Source organism: Neptunomonas japonica DSM 18939 (genome assembly GCF_000422765.1).
In the GTDB taxonomy this organism is placed as follows: Bacteria; Pseudomonadota; Gammaproteobacteria; order Pseudomonadales; family Balneatricaceae; genus Neptunomonas; species Neptunomonas japonica.
On sequence record NZ_KE383915.1, the window covers coordinates 12,758 to 29,028 of the forward strand.

Here is a 16,271-nt window from a genome sequence, read left to right on the forward strand (position 1 = left end):
GATTAATCATTCAAACGATAAAATTTAATCAATTAATCGATAATTATGAATAATATATCTTACCGGCACCTTAATGCCTTCATAGAGGTGTCACGGCACGGCAGTTTCACACATGCAGCAGAACATCTACATGTAACTCAATCAACACTCACCGCGACCATCAAGCAGCTTGAAGCACAAGTTGCGCTACAGTTATTTGATCGCACCACACGACGCGTTAACTTAACCCGCGATGGTGAACGATTTTACCCGGTTGCTGAACGTCTTATTTCTGATTTTGATACAGCGATTAATGACTTAAGAGCCAGTGCACAGCAACAGCGAGGAAAAATTGGTATTGCGGCGTCTCCCTCTGTACTCAATAGTCTTCTGCCGCCGGTTATAAAAGCGTATAGGCAAGCATTCCCAAACATTGGCATATCCTTGAAAGAAGAAGGCGCCAGCGGTATTGAAGAGAGTGTAATTAACAATATTGTAGATTTTGGTATTGGCGGGAATAGATCTGCGCATCCTGAGCTACTCTACCAGCCCATCCTACAAGACCGTTACGGTGTGGTCATGACTCATGATGATCCACTCACCATGACGGGTACATTAAGCTGGAACGACCTTAAACAACGCTCACTTAGCATGCTCTCTGTTGAAAACGGTATTCGTATTCAACTTGAAAAATGCATAAGTGAAAAACGAATCCCATTAATATTAGAAAGCTCTCTGATTGAAGCCTCTACACCTGCCACTCTTGCATCACTCATCCAAAGTGGTATCGGCATTAGTATTCTTCCAGCACTAGCGGCTAGCACACCAGCTTTTCATTCACTAAAATTTAAACCTTTAAACGAGCCAGTATTACGCAGAGAGTTATGTTTGATTACACGAAAGGGACGCTCAATCGGACCTGCAGGAGAGGAGTTACTAAAGAGAGCCATCCAATACTTTCAGGAAGTCCCCTTACCAGCCTATGTTGAAGCACTAAACATTTCTGTTAAAAAATAAGCTCAAAAAAGCTTACATAACCAACCTGAAGGGTGACACATATAGTAACGACACACCTTCAAGCATGACTATTATCTAATTAGACTTTTGTTATTCCATCCTTGGCAATAGAGATCAACCCCTTTTTCATCAGGGTGCCAATAGCCATTTTATAAGCTTTTTTGCTAATGCCGTATGCTTGATAAATATCTTCAGGCTGGCTTTTATCACCTAGCGGACTATACCCATCGTTATTATCTAGGTTATCTAGTATGCGCTGCGATAACTCATCTACTTTGGCGTAGCCTGGCTTATCTAACATGACATCGACTTTACCCTCAGCCAATACACGTTTGATATACCCGGTTAATGTTTGACCAAGTCTGACTGTACGAAACAAGTCTTTTTGATGAAGAACAGCGCCATAACTATTATCGACAATAACGCTAAAGCCCAAATCATTATGACGAAAAGCAAATAAGCTCACTTTATCGCCTACGGTTAATCCCTGTGGGTCTTTATCCAGAAATTTTTCTAACTTAGCAGAGGCCGCCAAACGATCACTGTTATCGAGATAGATTCTCACCATAACACGCTGGCCCACTTCAAGTGCACGCTGCTGCTCACCATAGGGTAATAGCAAGTCTTTAGGCATACCCCAATCGAGAAATGCGCCAATACGATTCACTTCCACAACTTTTAACGATGCAAACTCGCCCACTTGCGCTATCGGTGGGTTGATACCCGCTACGACAAAGTCATCAGTATCAAGATAGATAAACACTTCTAATTGGTCACCGAGTTTGCAACCCTGCGGAACTTCTTTTTTGGGCAGTAAAATGCCACCAAATTCACCACCATCTAGATAAACACCGAAATCCGCTTCGCGCATAACAGTGAGAGTATTCATTCGGCCTATATCAACCACGGTGTTTATCCTGTTCTAAGTCTTTAGAAGAAATGAGATTATAAAAAAAGCGATACTAGCAGAAACACCCTCTTCACCCAATCAGTTTACAATACTAATGTCATATCCATTCAACGTCTGTGGTGAGGATATAACCTACACCATAAACCGTTTTAATTAATGTAGGCTGCTTTGGATTACTCTCAATTTTTTTACGTACTCGTGACATGCGTACATCAATACTTCTGTCAAATGGAGAGACTCGCTCACCGAGTAACTGATCACGTGATAATATTTTTTTAGGTGAATGCAGTAATAACATCAGTAACTCATGCTCTGCAGAACTGAGCTCGGAGCCTTGTCCTATCTCTTCAGTCGCACCTTCCTTTACATTGCATGACAACACACCGGATAAAGTAAGTGTTGAGGGGTCATAACGCCACCCAGCAAACCGCGCTATTTTAGAGGCTGGGGTTTCTTGTTCATGATGGTTTTTCTTAAAGCGGCGAAACAAGCTATTGACGCGAGCCACGAGCTCTCGAGGTATAAACGGTTTAACAATATAATCATCTGCACCCAGCTCAAGGCCTAAAATTCTATCAGTTACGCCGTCTCGTCCAGAAAGAATCATTACCCCCATATTAGCTTGCTCACAAAGTGATTTAACTAACTCTATACCATCAATGTCAGGCAACCCCAAATCAACAATACACAGATCTGGGGATTTAACCTGTAGCGCTTGCTTTACTTGAGCGCCGGTTAGAAATGTTTCGACATCAAAATTATAAGCGCTTAGCTCTCGACTGACGATGTCACAAATATCGCGTTCATCATCAATCATGTAAATTAGCTTTCGACTAGTCATTGCTAAAGATCTCCTTAATCGACGTCATGATTAACTTCAAAAGATTCTTTTAAATCATTGATATCAAATGGTTTTTGTATAATTCTATAAGAGCTTTTTCCTTCTCGGCCACTATTTTCGTCAAAAGCGTAACCTGTCATCAATACAACTCTACTACTGGGATGCATGGCATGAAAATTATCGGCAAGATCAAAACCATTCGCTTCGCCGTTCAAACGTATATCTGAAACCAATGCAAAAACACCATCCAACACGCGCATCAACTCCAGAGCCTCTTCTGCTGTAGAAGATTCAATAACATTAAAACCCATCTTAACCAGCAACTCACGAACCACTTGTCGCACATCATCATCATCTTCAACCAGTAACACTAACTTACCTTCCCACTCCTTGCTTTGTGATACCTGTAATTCTGTAGAATCTTGTAACGCTTCAGCAAGCACTGATGGTAATAACAACGTGATTTCAGCCCCACTACCCTGGACACTATTCACTCCTATGTAACCATTAGATTGTTTAACAAAACCATACACCATACTGAGCCCGAGCCCTGCACCAGTGCCACCAGAACTGGTAGTAAAAAAAGGCTCAAACGCCATTTTGATAGCGTCATCACTAAAGCCATGCCCCGTATCAGAAACGCATATTTGAATGTACTGCCCTGGCACTACGCTTTCATCAAGTATCATACCTTCTTCAACAATACTGAGCTCTGATACAACAAAGTGAACCGCACCACCGCGAGGCATGGCTTGTTTTGCATTCAACACCAAATTAACAAGAGCATCTTCAAGACGCCCCGGATCGACAAAGGGTAAATGTTTAGTTACTTCAGGTATGAAAACCAACTCAATATTACTCGGTAACGAACCTCTAAGTAGCTCAATGCTTTCATGTAGTAAAAGGTTAATATCACAAGGAAGTGGAGCCAGTGGTTGCCTACGAGAAAATGCCAGTAAACGATTAGTAATATCCGCCCCCCTTTTTGCCGCTCGAATTGAGGGCTTAAGGTAACGTTGCAACTCAATATCAACTTGATAATGCTCTGCAGCTGACACTAAGTTTCCTAAAATAATTGATAGTAAATTATTGAAGTCATGCGCCAAGCCACCGGCTAAGTGCCCTACCGCACTCATTCGCTGCGCTTCTAATAATTTCTTCTCTACCTCTTTTTCTGGTGTAACATCCAACACTACCAATAACACGCCAACTACCTGCCCTGCCTCATCATAGCAAGGGGTAGTTAGGCGCTTAATGACCACCTCGCGGTCATGCAACCAATTACTGTACTCCTGGCCAAACCCATTTCCAGATAAGGCCGCTTTTAATTGAACAAGCGTAGCCTGGTACTGCTTTTGGCTCACCGCCTCTAAAGCTTTGCCTGTAATCTCACTTTTAACTTTACTTAGCGCATCAGCATAACGCTGATTTACAAACTGAAAGGTTAACGTCATATCAAAATATGCAACTTCTGCCGGCAACAAATCCAATATAACTCGTTGGCGTTCTTCTATTTGCTCTAAAGCTAAGGTACGGCTTGCCACCTTTTCATCAAGATTTTGAATATTATCGCGTACTCTTTCGACCATCTCGTCGAATGTCTTAGCAAGAATCCCTAATTCATCATCACGCCTAAAGCCTACCGTCGCTGTAAGCTCACCTTTAGAAACACGAAGCGCCGTATCTGCTAACTGCTTGATAGGATTAGTAACCCAGTAAATAAAGAAAAAAGCCATCGCAATAGCGACCAATAACGACAGTAGCGCAATCATTAAAATCCGCTCACTCAATTGCTCAGAACTGCTTTTAAGCTCATCGACGTACACAGAGGAACAGATATACCAATCAAAACCTTTAACATGGCGTACCAGAGATAGCTTCTCATAAATGTAATTGCCAGGGTCTTCTGGCTTATCCCATTTGTAATAAAGCTCATTACCCGTATCAGCGACGTTAATTAAGTCGTTAGCTATCGATTTCTTTGTTACCGGGTTTAGCAAGTTCTGAATATTGGTGCCATCAATATTAGGATTAGGATGGATCAACATCTTGGTTCTAGCATCAAAAATAAATAAGTAGCCTGTTTTAGCTACACGCAACTGCTTAAAACTCTCTCTGAGATCTTCAAGGGCTCGATTACGCTTTGCTTCTAATTCAGCCTTCACATCCTCTAGATAGATACCAGACCCCAAGACAAACCCCCACTCGGGAAAATCCTTTACATAAGAAAGTTTATCTAACTGCTTGTTGCCGGATAAGCGGTTCCATTTGTATTGGGAGTACCCCTCACCTTGGCGAGTGGCTACATTGATAATCTCTGGTAAAACAACCACACCATCATCACTCTTTAGTGTTGATACATCTTTACCGTGAAACCTGTCATCAGGATGTGACAAAAATCGGTAGTCGTAACTGGATACCCAGATATAATCACCATCAATACTCTGAAAATGACGAAGCATTTCAAAAATAGTATTTCTGGCTTCTTCAATATCAACATCACCTTTTTTTACTTGCTGGTAGACCTGATCAATATAAGATTCGGCCATCGAAACAACAATTTTCAACCGTTGTTTGTGCGACTCAAGTACTTGCTTTTGATAGCTTTCAGTATCTGCGTACATCCTATCAGCCATAGTAAAAACATTTTCCAATGCAATACGGCTAGAGTTACGTTCAATTTCGTAGACCTTGCTTTTAATAAAAGGAACGGAATAAAAATAAACAGCACTGAAAATCACTAACATCAATATCAGTACAACTGGAAAGAAACGCTGAACTAACCGAGAAGGAAACAACATTTAAAAAAACCTACTACAGACTCATATATCAAGAGTTTATAGCAAAAAACACGTAATCCATCGTGTTGTTACAATTCGTAAGATTTCAGACAAACTTCTGCAAGTTTTTTACGCTCTACTGTGAATATAGACCATTAACTTTGGTCAACAATCACAAGAGAACAACTCATGAAAATTATCATCGTTGTTAAGCGTCCAGAATTTACCAACTCTCATGATGCTTCATTACAAGCAGCCTTAACGGAGGCGTTCTCCGCAAAAACAGATTCATCAAACTCTATTATTGCCGTATCTATCGGCCCTTCAGACAGTACCGCACAGTTAGAAACAGCTATTGAGCTAGGTGCAAACAAAGGTATTCATGTTGTCACACCCGATAGCCTGAGTGCTTACACCGTCGCTGAACACTTAATAGGTATCGTAAAACGCGAAAAGCCAGAGCTGTTAATTATTAGTGAGCAGCTTTCCAGCGAAGAATGCCCAACAGGGCGAGTACTATCTTCAATGATAAATGAGTCTTTAACGATTAAATGCTCAAGGTTAGATAGAAACCAATACCGCCTACTGGTCATTCGCGAGATGTTAAGCGGTGCTCATACCGTGTTGTTGCCTATATTAGCTGATATCAGTAACAAAAAACCTTGGCATGCCTTACAACAATACCAAGAGTTCCTTCCATTTCAGAGCGCGCTTCAGCCTGCCTAGCAGCCAAGGTTAAGCCAAACTCTACTTTTAACTAAACTCATAGCCACAAAAAAGCCCTCATAAAGAGGGCTTTTTGTTTTGCAAAGTATTTAATGTAGATCCTGATACTTTTTCTTGATTTCTATAAGTTGCGGCTGGATATCAAGAGGGGCGTAGTTCATCGCTTGTTCAAATAAATCTTTATTTGACTCTGATAAACGGTCTTCCTCAGACATTTCTTTCAGCTTACGCATGGCTTCTAAAAACTTGGGATGTAATGAGTCATTATCGAACATAGCATCGCCCTCCACTGTTCGGCTTCGAAAACCGTGTATTAATATTGAAATCCGAATTTTGCCATATAAGGCCATTAATTACATAAGAAACTATCGTTACTTGAAGTTATTTAGTTTTATTGTAGTTTTCTTTAGCTTTTTTGTAAGTCTTTTTTATATCAGCTGCTCGCTTAGCAGGAGTGGATGAAGATTTATCCTTCTGATTAAGACGTGCTGGTACAGAGCTATCACTTGGTGAGTCACCATCATCTTTAACTTTTAGACGTTTAGTTTTCTTGTTATTTTTTTTGTCACTTTTATCCGCCGAAAGTTCCGAATTATCACTTTTCTCTGTGCTAGAACTTTCTACTGAATCAGACTGCCCAACTAATACACCCTCTTCACTATTCACTTCAGGTTTAGGAATCTTTCGCCACGGTGTAGCTACATTAACATAGGTTTTCTTCTCTACTTTAACACCCGGTGGCGCCTTATCACTGTAATGAATTTTACCATTTTCGTCAGTCCAACGGTAAATTTCAGCACTCGCAAGTAATGGCATTAAACAGATTAGCAACGCCCCTATTTGTAACCGAAAAGTAAACACAGCCTTCTCCATCTATTCAACTTACGAGTTATTTTCTCTTTATAGCAATAGATTGATTTAAGCATAAGACAGTCTAAACTGTTAATTCTTAATAAAACAAGCAGCTTGTTGCTGAGTTTCAACAAAATAAAAACCTGACTATTTTATAGTACTACTTGCAACGCAAACCTTGATATACAACAGACTCGCCATACGCCAGTACCAATGCATCCTTCTTCATCTTTACAAGCCCCTTCACCACCAAAGCGTATGAGCAATCGATTTGACGCTGAATTTCTCCTTCGGGAACAGCTCCATCAACAAACACGGTATTCCAATGCCGTTTATGCATGTGATAACCCGGTATGACATCGTCAAAAATATCTCTAAGCTCAATAGCATCTTGAGGGTCGCTTTTTAGATTAATACTTAACCGTCCTTGATAGCTGGACACCAAGGCAAACATTTTGTCTTTTACTTTAAAAACATCTACATCAGGACCAAAAGGGAAATCTTCAGTGGCTTCTGGTTTTTCACGTAAGTAGGTGATTAATTCCTGCTTATCCATAACAGATCCTCTATTGTTACTAACCGTTTCAACATAAAAAGCTACAAACATCAAAGCAATAACCTTATCAAGTATTTATAGCATTACTACGTTTGTATTTTAGTAAATCAATCAGGCATAATACGCCCCACAAAAATGAGGGTTTATTGAATGACTATTGAAAAAGAACTAATGCAGCGTAGCAACTCAGCATGCGAGCTTTGCTCATCAACTGACAATCTTTCTGTTTTCGAAGTCAGCCCTTCTAATGGTTCTTCAGAGCAAGCCATCTTAACTTGTGAAGCGTGTAATAGTCAGATCAATAAACCAGATTCAATTAATGTAAACCATTGGCGCTGCTTGAACGATAGTATGTGGAGCCAAGTACCTGCTGTTCAAGTCATGGCTTGGCGCCAGCTTAAACAACTTTCGTCAATGGGTGAAATGTGGGCTCAAGATCTTTTAGATATGCTCTACCTCGATGAAGAAACCCTTACATGGGCTCAAACAAGCGATGCTGACGATGACATATACCCACCGGCAAAAGACAGCAACGGTGCCACGTTAAATGCCGGCGATAATGTTACTCTCATTAAAGATTTAGATGTAAAAGGCGCAGGCTTTACTGCTAAACGCGGTACAGTAGTGCGTGGTATTTCCCTCACATCTAATCCAGATCAAATTGAAGGCCGCGTCAATGGCACGCGAATCGTTCTTCTGACAAAATTCCTTAAAAAGCAAAACTAACAAATAACATTACGCATACATCAGCACTGATTCCTTATCTTCTATAGACAGTGCTGGTTTTATTGATCCGACCACACGGCAAGCTCATTTCCATTAGGATCAGCGAAATGAAACCTACGTCCTCCAGGGAATTCAAATATAGGTTTAATGATTTCACCACCTGCAACTTCGACTTTATCTAATGTAACTTCTAAATTGCTACTGTAGAAAACAATCAATGCTGCACCTTTATTACTGGATGAGCACAATTCAGATTTGAAAAAACCACCTTCTAATCCCGCATTAGAAAAAGCCACGTATTCTGGACCATAGTCGGTGAATGTCCACTCGAAAGCTTGCGAATAAAAACGCTTCACTTCTTCAAGGTTTTTAGCAGGAAACTCAACATAATTTAATTTTTCATGCTCACTCATAAGTTCTCCAAAATAAATTTCTAATCATTTTTTAGCATTCCTTCAACAACCATCTATACTAAAAGCTTCCTATGTCAATAGGAAAAATTCCTAAAATAAGAATATCAAACATTCTATGCGAGAATTCTATGTTTCTAAAAAATTTCAGCATTCGCAACCAATTAATCTTTATCTCAGCACTCCCGATGCTGGCCATCATTATCATCATTAACGGGTCTCTAAACGCTCTTAAAGAAGCGGATGTTGGCGTGGGTAGAATCTATGACGATCGAATAGTCCCGCTAAAGGATCTAAAAATTATAGCCGATAACTATGCCATCTATGTGATCGACGCTGTCAATAAAGCCAATGCAGGCACAATGCCAGCCCCCGAAGCCTTATTGGGCATCAGAAATGCTAGGGAGGAAATAAAAGAAACATGGGCGAAGTTTATGGCAACAACACTGACTACAAAAGAAGCCCGTTTAGCCAATGAAGCCAACGTTCTCTTTATCGTCGCCAATAGTGCGCTTGACCCACTGGAGCAAGCATTGCAAAAGTTAAACGGAAGCAACCCCAATCAACTCGATAAGTATGACGGCCCTCTCTATGAAGCAATCGACCCAATCAGTGATAAAATATCCGAATTAATTGATTTACAATTAAGAGTTGCCGGAGAAGAGCGTGCACAAATTAATGAGGCTTACCAAAATCAGGTTTTCTTGATGATAGCTGAAGGGACAGCAATTCTTCTTATCCTAATAATAGTCGGATACTTAATTTACAAATCTATTAACAAACCTTTAACAGCACTCAATCAGGCAATGAGCAAAGTCGCCACAGAATCAGACCTGACACTCGTATTAGCCAGCGATGGTAAGAACGAACTCGCTGTGATGTCAGAAAACTTCAATACTATGCTTAATCAGCAGCGCTCACTCATAAGCGAAATAAGCAACGCGACTAGCCAACTTGCTGTCGCCTCTGAACAAATGACCTCTGTTAGCAACACCGCAAACCAAAGCATAGACAGCCAACGCCTAGAAATAGAGCAAGTAGCAAGTGCTATGAATGAAATGGTATCCAGCTCTCAAGAGATAGCAGGTAATGCAGAACAAGCTGATCACAGAGCACAAGAAACTCGCGAACAAGCTGATATAGGCAACAATGTTGTTGGTATTGCTGTGGCAGCAACTAACGCCTTAGTAAACAATGTTGCTGATATATCAGAACGTATCAAAGTACTTGGCGTTGATAGCGATAACATTGGCTCTATCGTTGATGTTATTAATGATATTGCCGACCAAACTAACTTACTCGCTCTCAATGCCGCTATTGAAGCAGCTCGTGCTGGGGATCAGGGCAGAGGCTTTGCTGTTGTTGCCGATGAAGTGAGAACTCTCGCACAACGCACACAAACGTCAACGACTGAAATAAGAGAAACTATCGAGCGGCTGCAGAACGGCACCCGTACAGCAGTGTCTGCTATGACTAAAAGCCAGGAAGAAGCAGCAGAGGCCGGCAATAAAGCAACCGAGGTGAATAAAGCATTCGAAGAAATCACACTCTCCGTTACTGCTATCAACGAAATGAATACTCATATAGCTTCTGCTAGCGAGGAGCAAACCAGCGTATGTGAAGAGATAAACCGATCACTCGTCTCAATACATGATTCATCTCAAGTATCTTCTGATGGAGCTTCTCAAATATCAACAGCCAGTTTAGAGCTAGCATCTCTAGCGTCTGAGCTAAGCCGACAGGTTGCAAAGTTTAAAACGTAAAGAAGCCCCCTTCTACCAATAAGAGCTTTTCTCCCTCAGTAAAGCTCTTATTATTTATTACACCCTTCCTATTAACAGTTTCAATCATATATCCCTTACTAACAACAAGGTTTTAACGATCAAAAACAACGTTTGCCCTCTTTAAACCTTGCTATTTCACACAAGAGTCACATGTCTCTATTCAGTAACAAAATATTAAATTTTTAGAGATATTAAAATTCGGATTCAATAAAGCAGGTAATTAATAGTGATATTTTAGATTTTCACTAAAATTATTGATGCTACATAACGAAAAAGAAGAATTTTATTGAAAGTGTCAGTTTTATTTACATATATTGAGTTTAATATCAATAAAAACAATAGCTTGAAGTCTCCCATTTGAGACACTAGTTAGAATATTAAGTATTGATTAAGTCTCAGCACTTCTATAGGAATAATAAAATCTCTATATCTTCACAAGTGATCATTAAACAAACAATAGCGTCGCATTTTTTTACATTAAATAATTAACAAACCCAAAAATGAACTGAATGTTAATAAGCAATTACGATGCCCATTAATCAGAAGTGATTTAATTGTTTTACTTATGCTTTAAACATTAACAAATCATTAATACCACTTAAAATGTATCAAAAATGAGTCAGTAATCCTAGAAACAATGAAACTCAGATAAATAATTAAATTTATTTTCCTAAATTGTAACTTTTGGCCCACATGTTGCTTTAAGGGAGATAGCTTTCACAAAAAATGTAGTTGGAAGCGATTTTTTATAATTAATGGAGATATTAAATGTCAGCTTTCACTAAAATTGCAGCAGCAGCTGTTCTAACTTTTGCAGCTACCACCGCTTCTGCAGCCTTGATCGAAGTTCAAAGCCAGTCTCAGACTCACGCTTCAGACTTCACAACTTGGACTGATAACTTCACTTTTAACCTATTTGATTCTGCCCTAGAAGGCGGCGCTGCTCTTCAAAGAGTAGAATTGACACTAAACGGTGAGTCAATCTCTAACCTAACTTTTAATGCAGTGACTGACTCTTTCGTAAACGGAAATGCAGGCTCTTCAATTTTTGCTACAGTTAGCATCGGTGGCGGAAGCTTGAACATCAATGTTTCTCCTGCAGACACTTTCGGTGGCGCTGCTCCTGGTGAGTTCGTACCAGCTGGCGTTAGCACTGGCATTGGTCCATTGACAGGCTCTGACGCTGATAGCGTTGCAACTACTGCTGCTGGCGACCTTACTTCTTTCACAGGTCCTGGTACTTTTGATGTAGCTCTTCTAGGTCTAGGTTCATTGAACCTAACGGCTCTTGGCGGCAACGTTGATACTATTCAACAAACTCAGTCTTCAGCTACTTTTGGTGTTTCTTACTTCATCAATGAACCTGCTCCAAGCACTGTACCTGTTCCTGGCACTCTTGCTCTACTAGGTCTTGGCCTACTAGCTATGCGTGCTCGCAAAAGCGCATAAGCCCTTTTAAGCACTAAAGAAAGCCTCATCTGAAAAGATGGGGCTTTTTTGTTTGTTTAAATATCGTTATATCTTATCTAGATCATAAAAAAAGGCGCCCTAAGGCACCTTCTTTAATAACGCAAAAAACCTACCTATAATATAACTCTACACTAGCCCTCTCTCTTTCAAGATCTCTTCAATCTCTGGCAAGATAGTCTCATCATCAATTGTTGAAGGCATTTTATAGGTTTCATTAGCCGCAATTTTACGCAATATTGCACGTAATATTTTTCCTGAACGAGTTTTTGGCAAGCGCTCAACAACAACGGCTTTTCTAAAACACGCCAGGGCACCCACTTCTCCACGTACACGTTCGACTAACTCTTTTTCAAGCTGTGCCTCATCTATATCCTCGCCCGCTTTCAAAACAATAAGGCCAACCGGCACTTGTCCTTTAAGCGAATCATTAGCACCTATGACGGCACACTCAGCAACGGCAGGATGAGCTGAAACAACCTCTTCCATTTCACCTGTCGATAAGCGGTGTCCAGAGACGTTTATAACATCGTCAGTACGGCCCGTGATGTAAATATAGCCGTCGTCATCTTTAAAGCCGCCATCACCTGTATGATAATAACCAGGGAAGGCTTCTAGGTAGGAGTCGATATAACGCTGAGGCTGATTCCAGATACTCCAAGCAACACCTGGAGGGAGCGGTAATTTAACACAGATGTTACCTGTCTCATTCGCCTCCATCTCGCCACCATCACCATCCAGCACACGAATGTCATATCCAGGAATAGGCTTATTAGTCGAACCAAGGCGCGCCTCAGATGGATTAACCCACCCCATCATCGGGGATGTCATTGGCCAACCCGTTTCTGTTTGCCACCAGTGATCAATAACCGGAACCTGTAATAACTCGTTAAGCCAATGGAAAGTTGAAGAATCCAGCTTCTCTCCTGCAACGAACACCCAGCGAAGGCTGCTTAGATCATAATCTTTTGAAAGCACTCCTGTTGGATCTTCTTTACGAATAGCACGATACGCCGTAGGTGCACAAAACATCGAGTTAACTTTGTACTCTTCAATAACACGCCAAAAAGCACCTGCATCGGGTGAGCGAATCGGCTTACCTTCATAAAAAATAGCTGAACCGCCGCCCATCAATGGGCCATAAACAATAAAAGAGTGCCCAACAACCCAACCGATATCGGAGGCTCCCCACCAAACATCGCCAGCTTTCATTCCATAGACATTATTAAAGGCATAACGTAGTGCAACGGCGTGACCACCGTTATCTCTAACGATACCTTTTGGCTGGCCCGTCGTACCCGATGTGTATAACACGTAAAGCGGGTCAGACCCTTTCACTGCAACACAATCAGCAGGCTTTGCATCTTTTTGGAAATCGTGCCAATCAAGATCACGTGAAGGATCCATCTCAGCTTTTAAAACAGACCTTTGACAAACTACAGTATGCGATGGTTTATGAGTCGCAAGCTCCACAGCTTTATCAACCAATGGTTTGTAAGCTATTTTTTTATCAAACTCGATACCACAAGACGCCGTAAGAATAAGCTTAGGTGTTGCATCATCAATACGAATAGCGAGCTCATTCGCAGCAAAGCCACCAAACACAACAGAATGAATCGCACCCAATCGAGCACAAGCCAACATAGCGACTGCTGCTTCGGGAATCATTGGCATGTAAATAACAACTCGGTCGCCTTTTTCAACGCCCAAGCCTTTCATGGCACCCGCAAAACGACTAACGCGTTGCTGCAAGTCGTTGTAGGTAATAGCTTCTTTGGTTTGCGTTGATGGCGAATCGTAATACAAGGCAACTTGCTCACCACGGCCTTCTTCAACCTGTTTATCCACCGCTAGATAACAGCTATTCAGCTCACCATCCGGATACCAGCAAAAAGTACCTTGCTCGGTTTCTTGTAGAATGGTCTGAGGATCTTTGTACCAGCTTATTGCTTTGGCTTGCTCTGCCCAATATGACTCAGGATTCTCAAGCGCGTGACGATATTCTTCTGTGTAACCCATCGTAGGACCCCATGCTTTTTTTATTAAAGGCGCTCTTATTAAAGGCTATGAAGCAGGCACCCTATTAAAAATAGGATGCCCTTATTCGGTAGTCATTAAGATCAGAGGTTACTGATCTTGATACAGCTTCAATACGCTTGAGAAATCCAAGCCACCGTTGCCATTTACCTTATGCAGATTAAATAAAGCACGTGCTTGTGAACCCATTGGCGTTGGTGAAGCACTTTGCTGGCTCATTTCCATCGCAAGGCCAAGATCTTTAAACATTAGATCAACCTGGAAACCACCCTGATAGTCATTTGAAGAAGGCACGCCTTCCATAACACCTGGGAACGGGTTATAGACCTGTAGTGCCCAGTTGTTACCCGAACTCTGCTTCATAATTTCAGACAGAACAGCTGGATCTAGACCGTTCTTGACACCCATATTGAGTGCTTCACTGGTACCTGTCATCAATACTGCTAACAGCATATTGTTACACGCCTTTGCAACCTGACCTGCACCATGAGTACCTGCGTGGAAAATATTTTTACCCATAACATCTAAGATAGGTTTAGCTTTAGCAAACTGTGCTTCGCTAGCGCCAACCATAAAGGCTAACGTCCCTGCTTTAGCACCACCGACACCACCAGACACAGGTGCATCAATAAAATCGATATCGCGTGCGTCAGCTGCTGCCGCTACATTTTGTACCGTTGCAGCATCAATAGTGGATGAATCAATGATCAATACATCTTTTTTAACATGCTCAAATAAAGGGTCATCTCCTGTAACAAACAAGCCCTGAACATGCTTACCTGCTGGTAACATTGATACAACAAAATCTGCATCCGTTACTGCATCTTTGGCAGATTGCGCAGATACACCACCTTCCGATACTACATTTGCTACAGCTTCAGCTGATAAATCAAAAGCCTTAACCGTATGGCCAGCCTTAACGAGATTAATCGCCATTGGGCCGCCCATGTTTCCTAAACCAATAAAGCCTATAGTAGCCATTTTATAATCCTTGTTCTTATCGTTATTCTTAATATAAAAAATTCTTAACCGAGCGTTCTTGATTGAGAAAGCCAGCTCACATATTAGCCAGCGGATTACGTTCCCACGGAGAGACAAAAAGCTCGTCTAAGAAGGCTGGATCAACATCATTAACAGAGCTGAATGTCCAATTAGGTTTACCGTCTTTATCAACCAACAAAGCACGAACCCCTTCAGGGAATTCGCGGTGACGACAGCACTGCACGGATAGTACCAACTCAGACTCAAATACTTCTTTCAATGACATATGCAATGTATTCTGCAACTGCTTATAAATCATATGAATTGCAAGAGGGCTGCCATGGCTGATAGCTTTTTGAGCACGCTGCATCCACTTATCTTCAGTCTCGACTGCAAGCAATGTCTCAATAATCTCCTCAACGGTATCTTGATCAGTAATATCTTGAATCAGATCAAAATGAGTTCTCACTGGCGACTCGATGGCCTGACGAGTATCCCAAGCATCATCTTCAAGATCACGCAGAACACGATTAACTACAGCGTTTAAATCACCATCCCAAGACTCTTGAGATAGCCGATCAAGAATGTCACCACGTTGTGATGTTTTCAGGAAGCGATCCCCTAAATTAAGAAACAACGCATCCGCAGCATTCATTCTATTCCCAGTCAAACCAAGGAAAAGACCGGTTCGCCCTGGAGTACGGTGCAAAAACCACGTACCGCCTACATCCGGATACAAACCAATAGTGACTTCAGGCATCGCCATATGCGTTGTTTCAGTCACAATACGGTGACTACAACCACTCATTAGACCCATACCGCCACCCATCACAATCCCGCTACCCCAGCAAATAATTGGCTTAGGATAAGTATGGATGGTGTAGTCTAATAAATATTCTCGCGTGAAAAACTCTTCAGGAAAGTCGGGCTCACCACCACCTGACATGGATTTGTACAGGCTAACGACATCACCACCTGCACAGAATGCTTTTTCGCCCATACCGTCAAGCAAAATGGCAACAACAGAATCATCTGCTTTGCACGCATCTAGCTTAGGCTGAATCAGATCAATCATATCCAACGTTAACGCATTAAGAGATTTCTCTGCATTAAGGCAGATCTCAATAATTTTCTTACCATCTTGCGTTAGGTGCTCTGTAAAAAGTACACAACTCATCCGTTTTTCTCCTTTTGAGTTCGTCGTA

The 16,271-nt window shown here is 41.3% G+C and carries 15 protein-coding genes; 5 read left to right on the plus strand and 10 right to left on the minus strand.

The annotated features are described in order from the left end of the window. The first annotated feature begins 45 nt into the window (after positions 1 to 45). Entirely contained in the window at positions 46 to 996 is a 951-nt protein-coding gene (locus G511_RS0117770) for a LysR family transcriptional regulator (RefSeq protein WP_036552405.1), read from the plus strand. Positions 997 to 1,075: 79 nt separating this feature from the next. Here G511_RS0117770 and G511_RS0117775 read toward each other — a convergent pair whose 3' ends face one another. The 3 genes from G511_RS0117775 to G511_RS0117785 all read right to left on the minus strand — a co-directional run bounded on the left by G511_RS0117775 (position 1,076) and on the right by G511_RS0117785 (position 5,548). Further along, positions 1,076 to 1,903 carry a CvfB family protein gene (locus G511_RS0117775; protein WP_028470837.1) on the minus strand — a complete coding sequence of 276 codons (828 nt, stop codon included), beginning with the start codon at positions 1,901 to 1,903 and terminating at the stop codon, positions 1,076 to 1,078. A gap of 100 nt (positions 1,904 to 2,003) precedes the next feature. Beyond that, a complete protein-coding gene (locus G511_RS0117780) occupies positions 2,004 to 2,747 on the minus strand; it encodes a response regulator transcription factor (protein WP_028470838.1) in 744 nt (247 codons plus the stop codon). A gap of 14 nt (positions 2,748 to 2,761) precedes the next feature. Next, on the minus strand, positions 2,762 to 5,548 hold the full coding sequence (locus G511_RS0117785; protein WP_028470839.1) for a cache domain-containing protein: 2,787 nt from the start codon (positions 5,546 to 5,548) through the stop codon (positions 2,762 to 2,764). 168 nt (positions 5,549 to 5,716) lie between these two features. Between G511_RS0117785 and G511_RS0117790 the strand changes: the two genes are divergently transcribed. Next, positions 5,717 to 6,253 carry an adenine nucleotide alpha hydrolase family protein gene (locus G511_RS0117790; protein WP_028470840.1) on the plus strand — a complete coding sequence of 179 codons (537 nt, stop codon included), beginning with the start codon at positions 5,717 to 5,719 and terminating at the stop codon, positions 6,251 to 6,253. Between the two features lie 89 nt (positions 6,254 to 6,342). Here the strand turns inward: G511_RS0117790 and G511_RS0117795 are convergent, their stop codons facing one another. The 3 genes from G511_RS0117795 to G511_RS0117805 form a co-directional block, all read right to left on the minus strand. Next, a complete protein-coding gene (locus G511_RS0117795; protein WP_028470841.1) occupies positions 6,343 to 6,528 on the minus strand; it encodes a hypothetical protein in 186 nt (61 codons plus the stop codon). Positions 6,529 to 6,634: 106 nt separating this feature from the next. Further along, positions 6,635 to 7,114: a DUF4124 domain-containing protein gene (locus G511_RS24015; RefSeq protein ID WP_211224933.1), complete on the minus strand. Its 480-nt coding sequence runs from the start codon at positions 7,112 to 7,114 to the stop codon at positions 6,635 to 6,637. Between the two features lie 151 nt (positions 7,115 to 7,265). Continuing rightward, a complete protein-coding gene (locus G511_RS0117805) occupies positions 7,266 to 7,661 on the minus strand; it encodes an MmcQ/YjbR family DNA-binding protein (protein WP_028470843.1) in 396 nt (131 codons plus the stop codon). 150 nt (positions 7,662 to 7,811) lie between these two features. Between G511_RS0117805 and G511_RS0117810 the strand changes: the two genes are divergently transcribed. After that, positions 7,812 to 8,387: a PhnA domain-containing protein gene (locus tag G511_RS0117810; protein WP_028470844.1), complete on the plus strand. Its 576-nt coding sequence runs from the start codon at positions 7,812 to 7,814 to the stop codon at positions 8,385 to 8,387. Positions 8,388 to 8,446: 59 nt separating this feature from the next. On the opposite strand, the gene G511_RS0117815 is transcribed toward G511_RS0117810, so the two are convergent. Beyond that, on the minus strand, positions 8,447 to 8,800 hold the full coding sequence (locus G511_RS0117815) for a VOC family protein (RefSeq protein ID WP_028470845.1): 354 nt from the start codon (positions 8,798 to 8,800) through the stop codon (positions 8,447 to 8,449). A 128-nt stretch (positions 8,801 to 8,928) separates the two neighbouring features. Here G511_RS0117815 and G511_RS0117820 point away from each other — a divergent pair, with 128 nt between their 5' ends. Together G511_RS0117820 and G511_RS0117825 are read left to right on the plus strand one after the other, a co-directional pair. Next, complete coding sequence (locus tag G511_RS0117820; RefSeq protein ID WP_028470846.1) at positions 8,929 to 10,560, plus strand: methyl-accepting chemotaxis protein; 1,632 nt, start codon at positions 8,929 to 8,931, stop codon at positions 10,558 to 10,560. 789 nt (positions 10,561 to 11,349) lie between these two features. Then, positions 11,350 to 12,030, plus strand: a complete 681-nt coding sequence (locus tag G511_RS0117825; RefSeq protein WP_028470847.1) for a choice-of-anchor E domain-containing protein — start codon at positions 11,350 to 11,352, stop codon at positions 12,028 to 12,030. Positions 12,031 to 12,177: 147 nt separating this feature from the next. On the opposite strand, the gene G511_RS0117830 is transcribed toward G511_RS0117825, so the two are convergent. From G511_RS0117830 to G511_RS0117840, 3 genes are all read right to left on the minus strand, one after another. After that, the gene (locus G511_RS0117830) at positions 12,178 to 14,091 is read right to left on the minus strand and encodes an acetate--CoA ligase (RefSeq protein ID WP_281170428.1); all 1,914 of its coding nucleotides are present in this window, start codon (positions 14,089 to 14,091) and stop codon (positions 12,178 to 12,180) included. 84 nt (positions 14,092 to 14,175) lie between these two features. Then, positions 14,176 to 15,066, minus strand: a complete 891-nt coding sequence (gene mmsB / locus G511_RS0117835; protein WP_028470849.1) for a 3-hydroxyisobutyrate dehydrogenase — start codon at positions 15,064 to 15,066, stop codon at positions 14,176 to 14,178. 76 nt (positions 15,067 to 15,142) lie between these two features. Next, positions 15,143 to 16,243, minus strand: a complete 1,101-nt coding sequence (locus G511_RS0117840; protein WP_028470850.1) for an enoyl-CoA hydratase/isomerase family protein — start codon at positions 16,241 to 16,243, stop codon at positions 15,143 to 15,145. Positions 16,244 to 16,271: the final 28 nt, after the last annotated feature.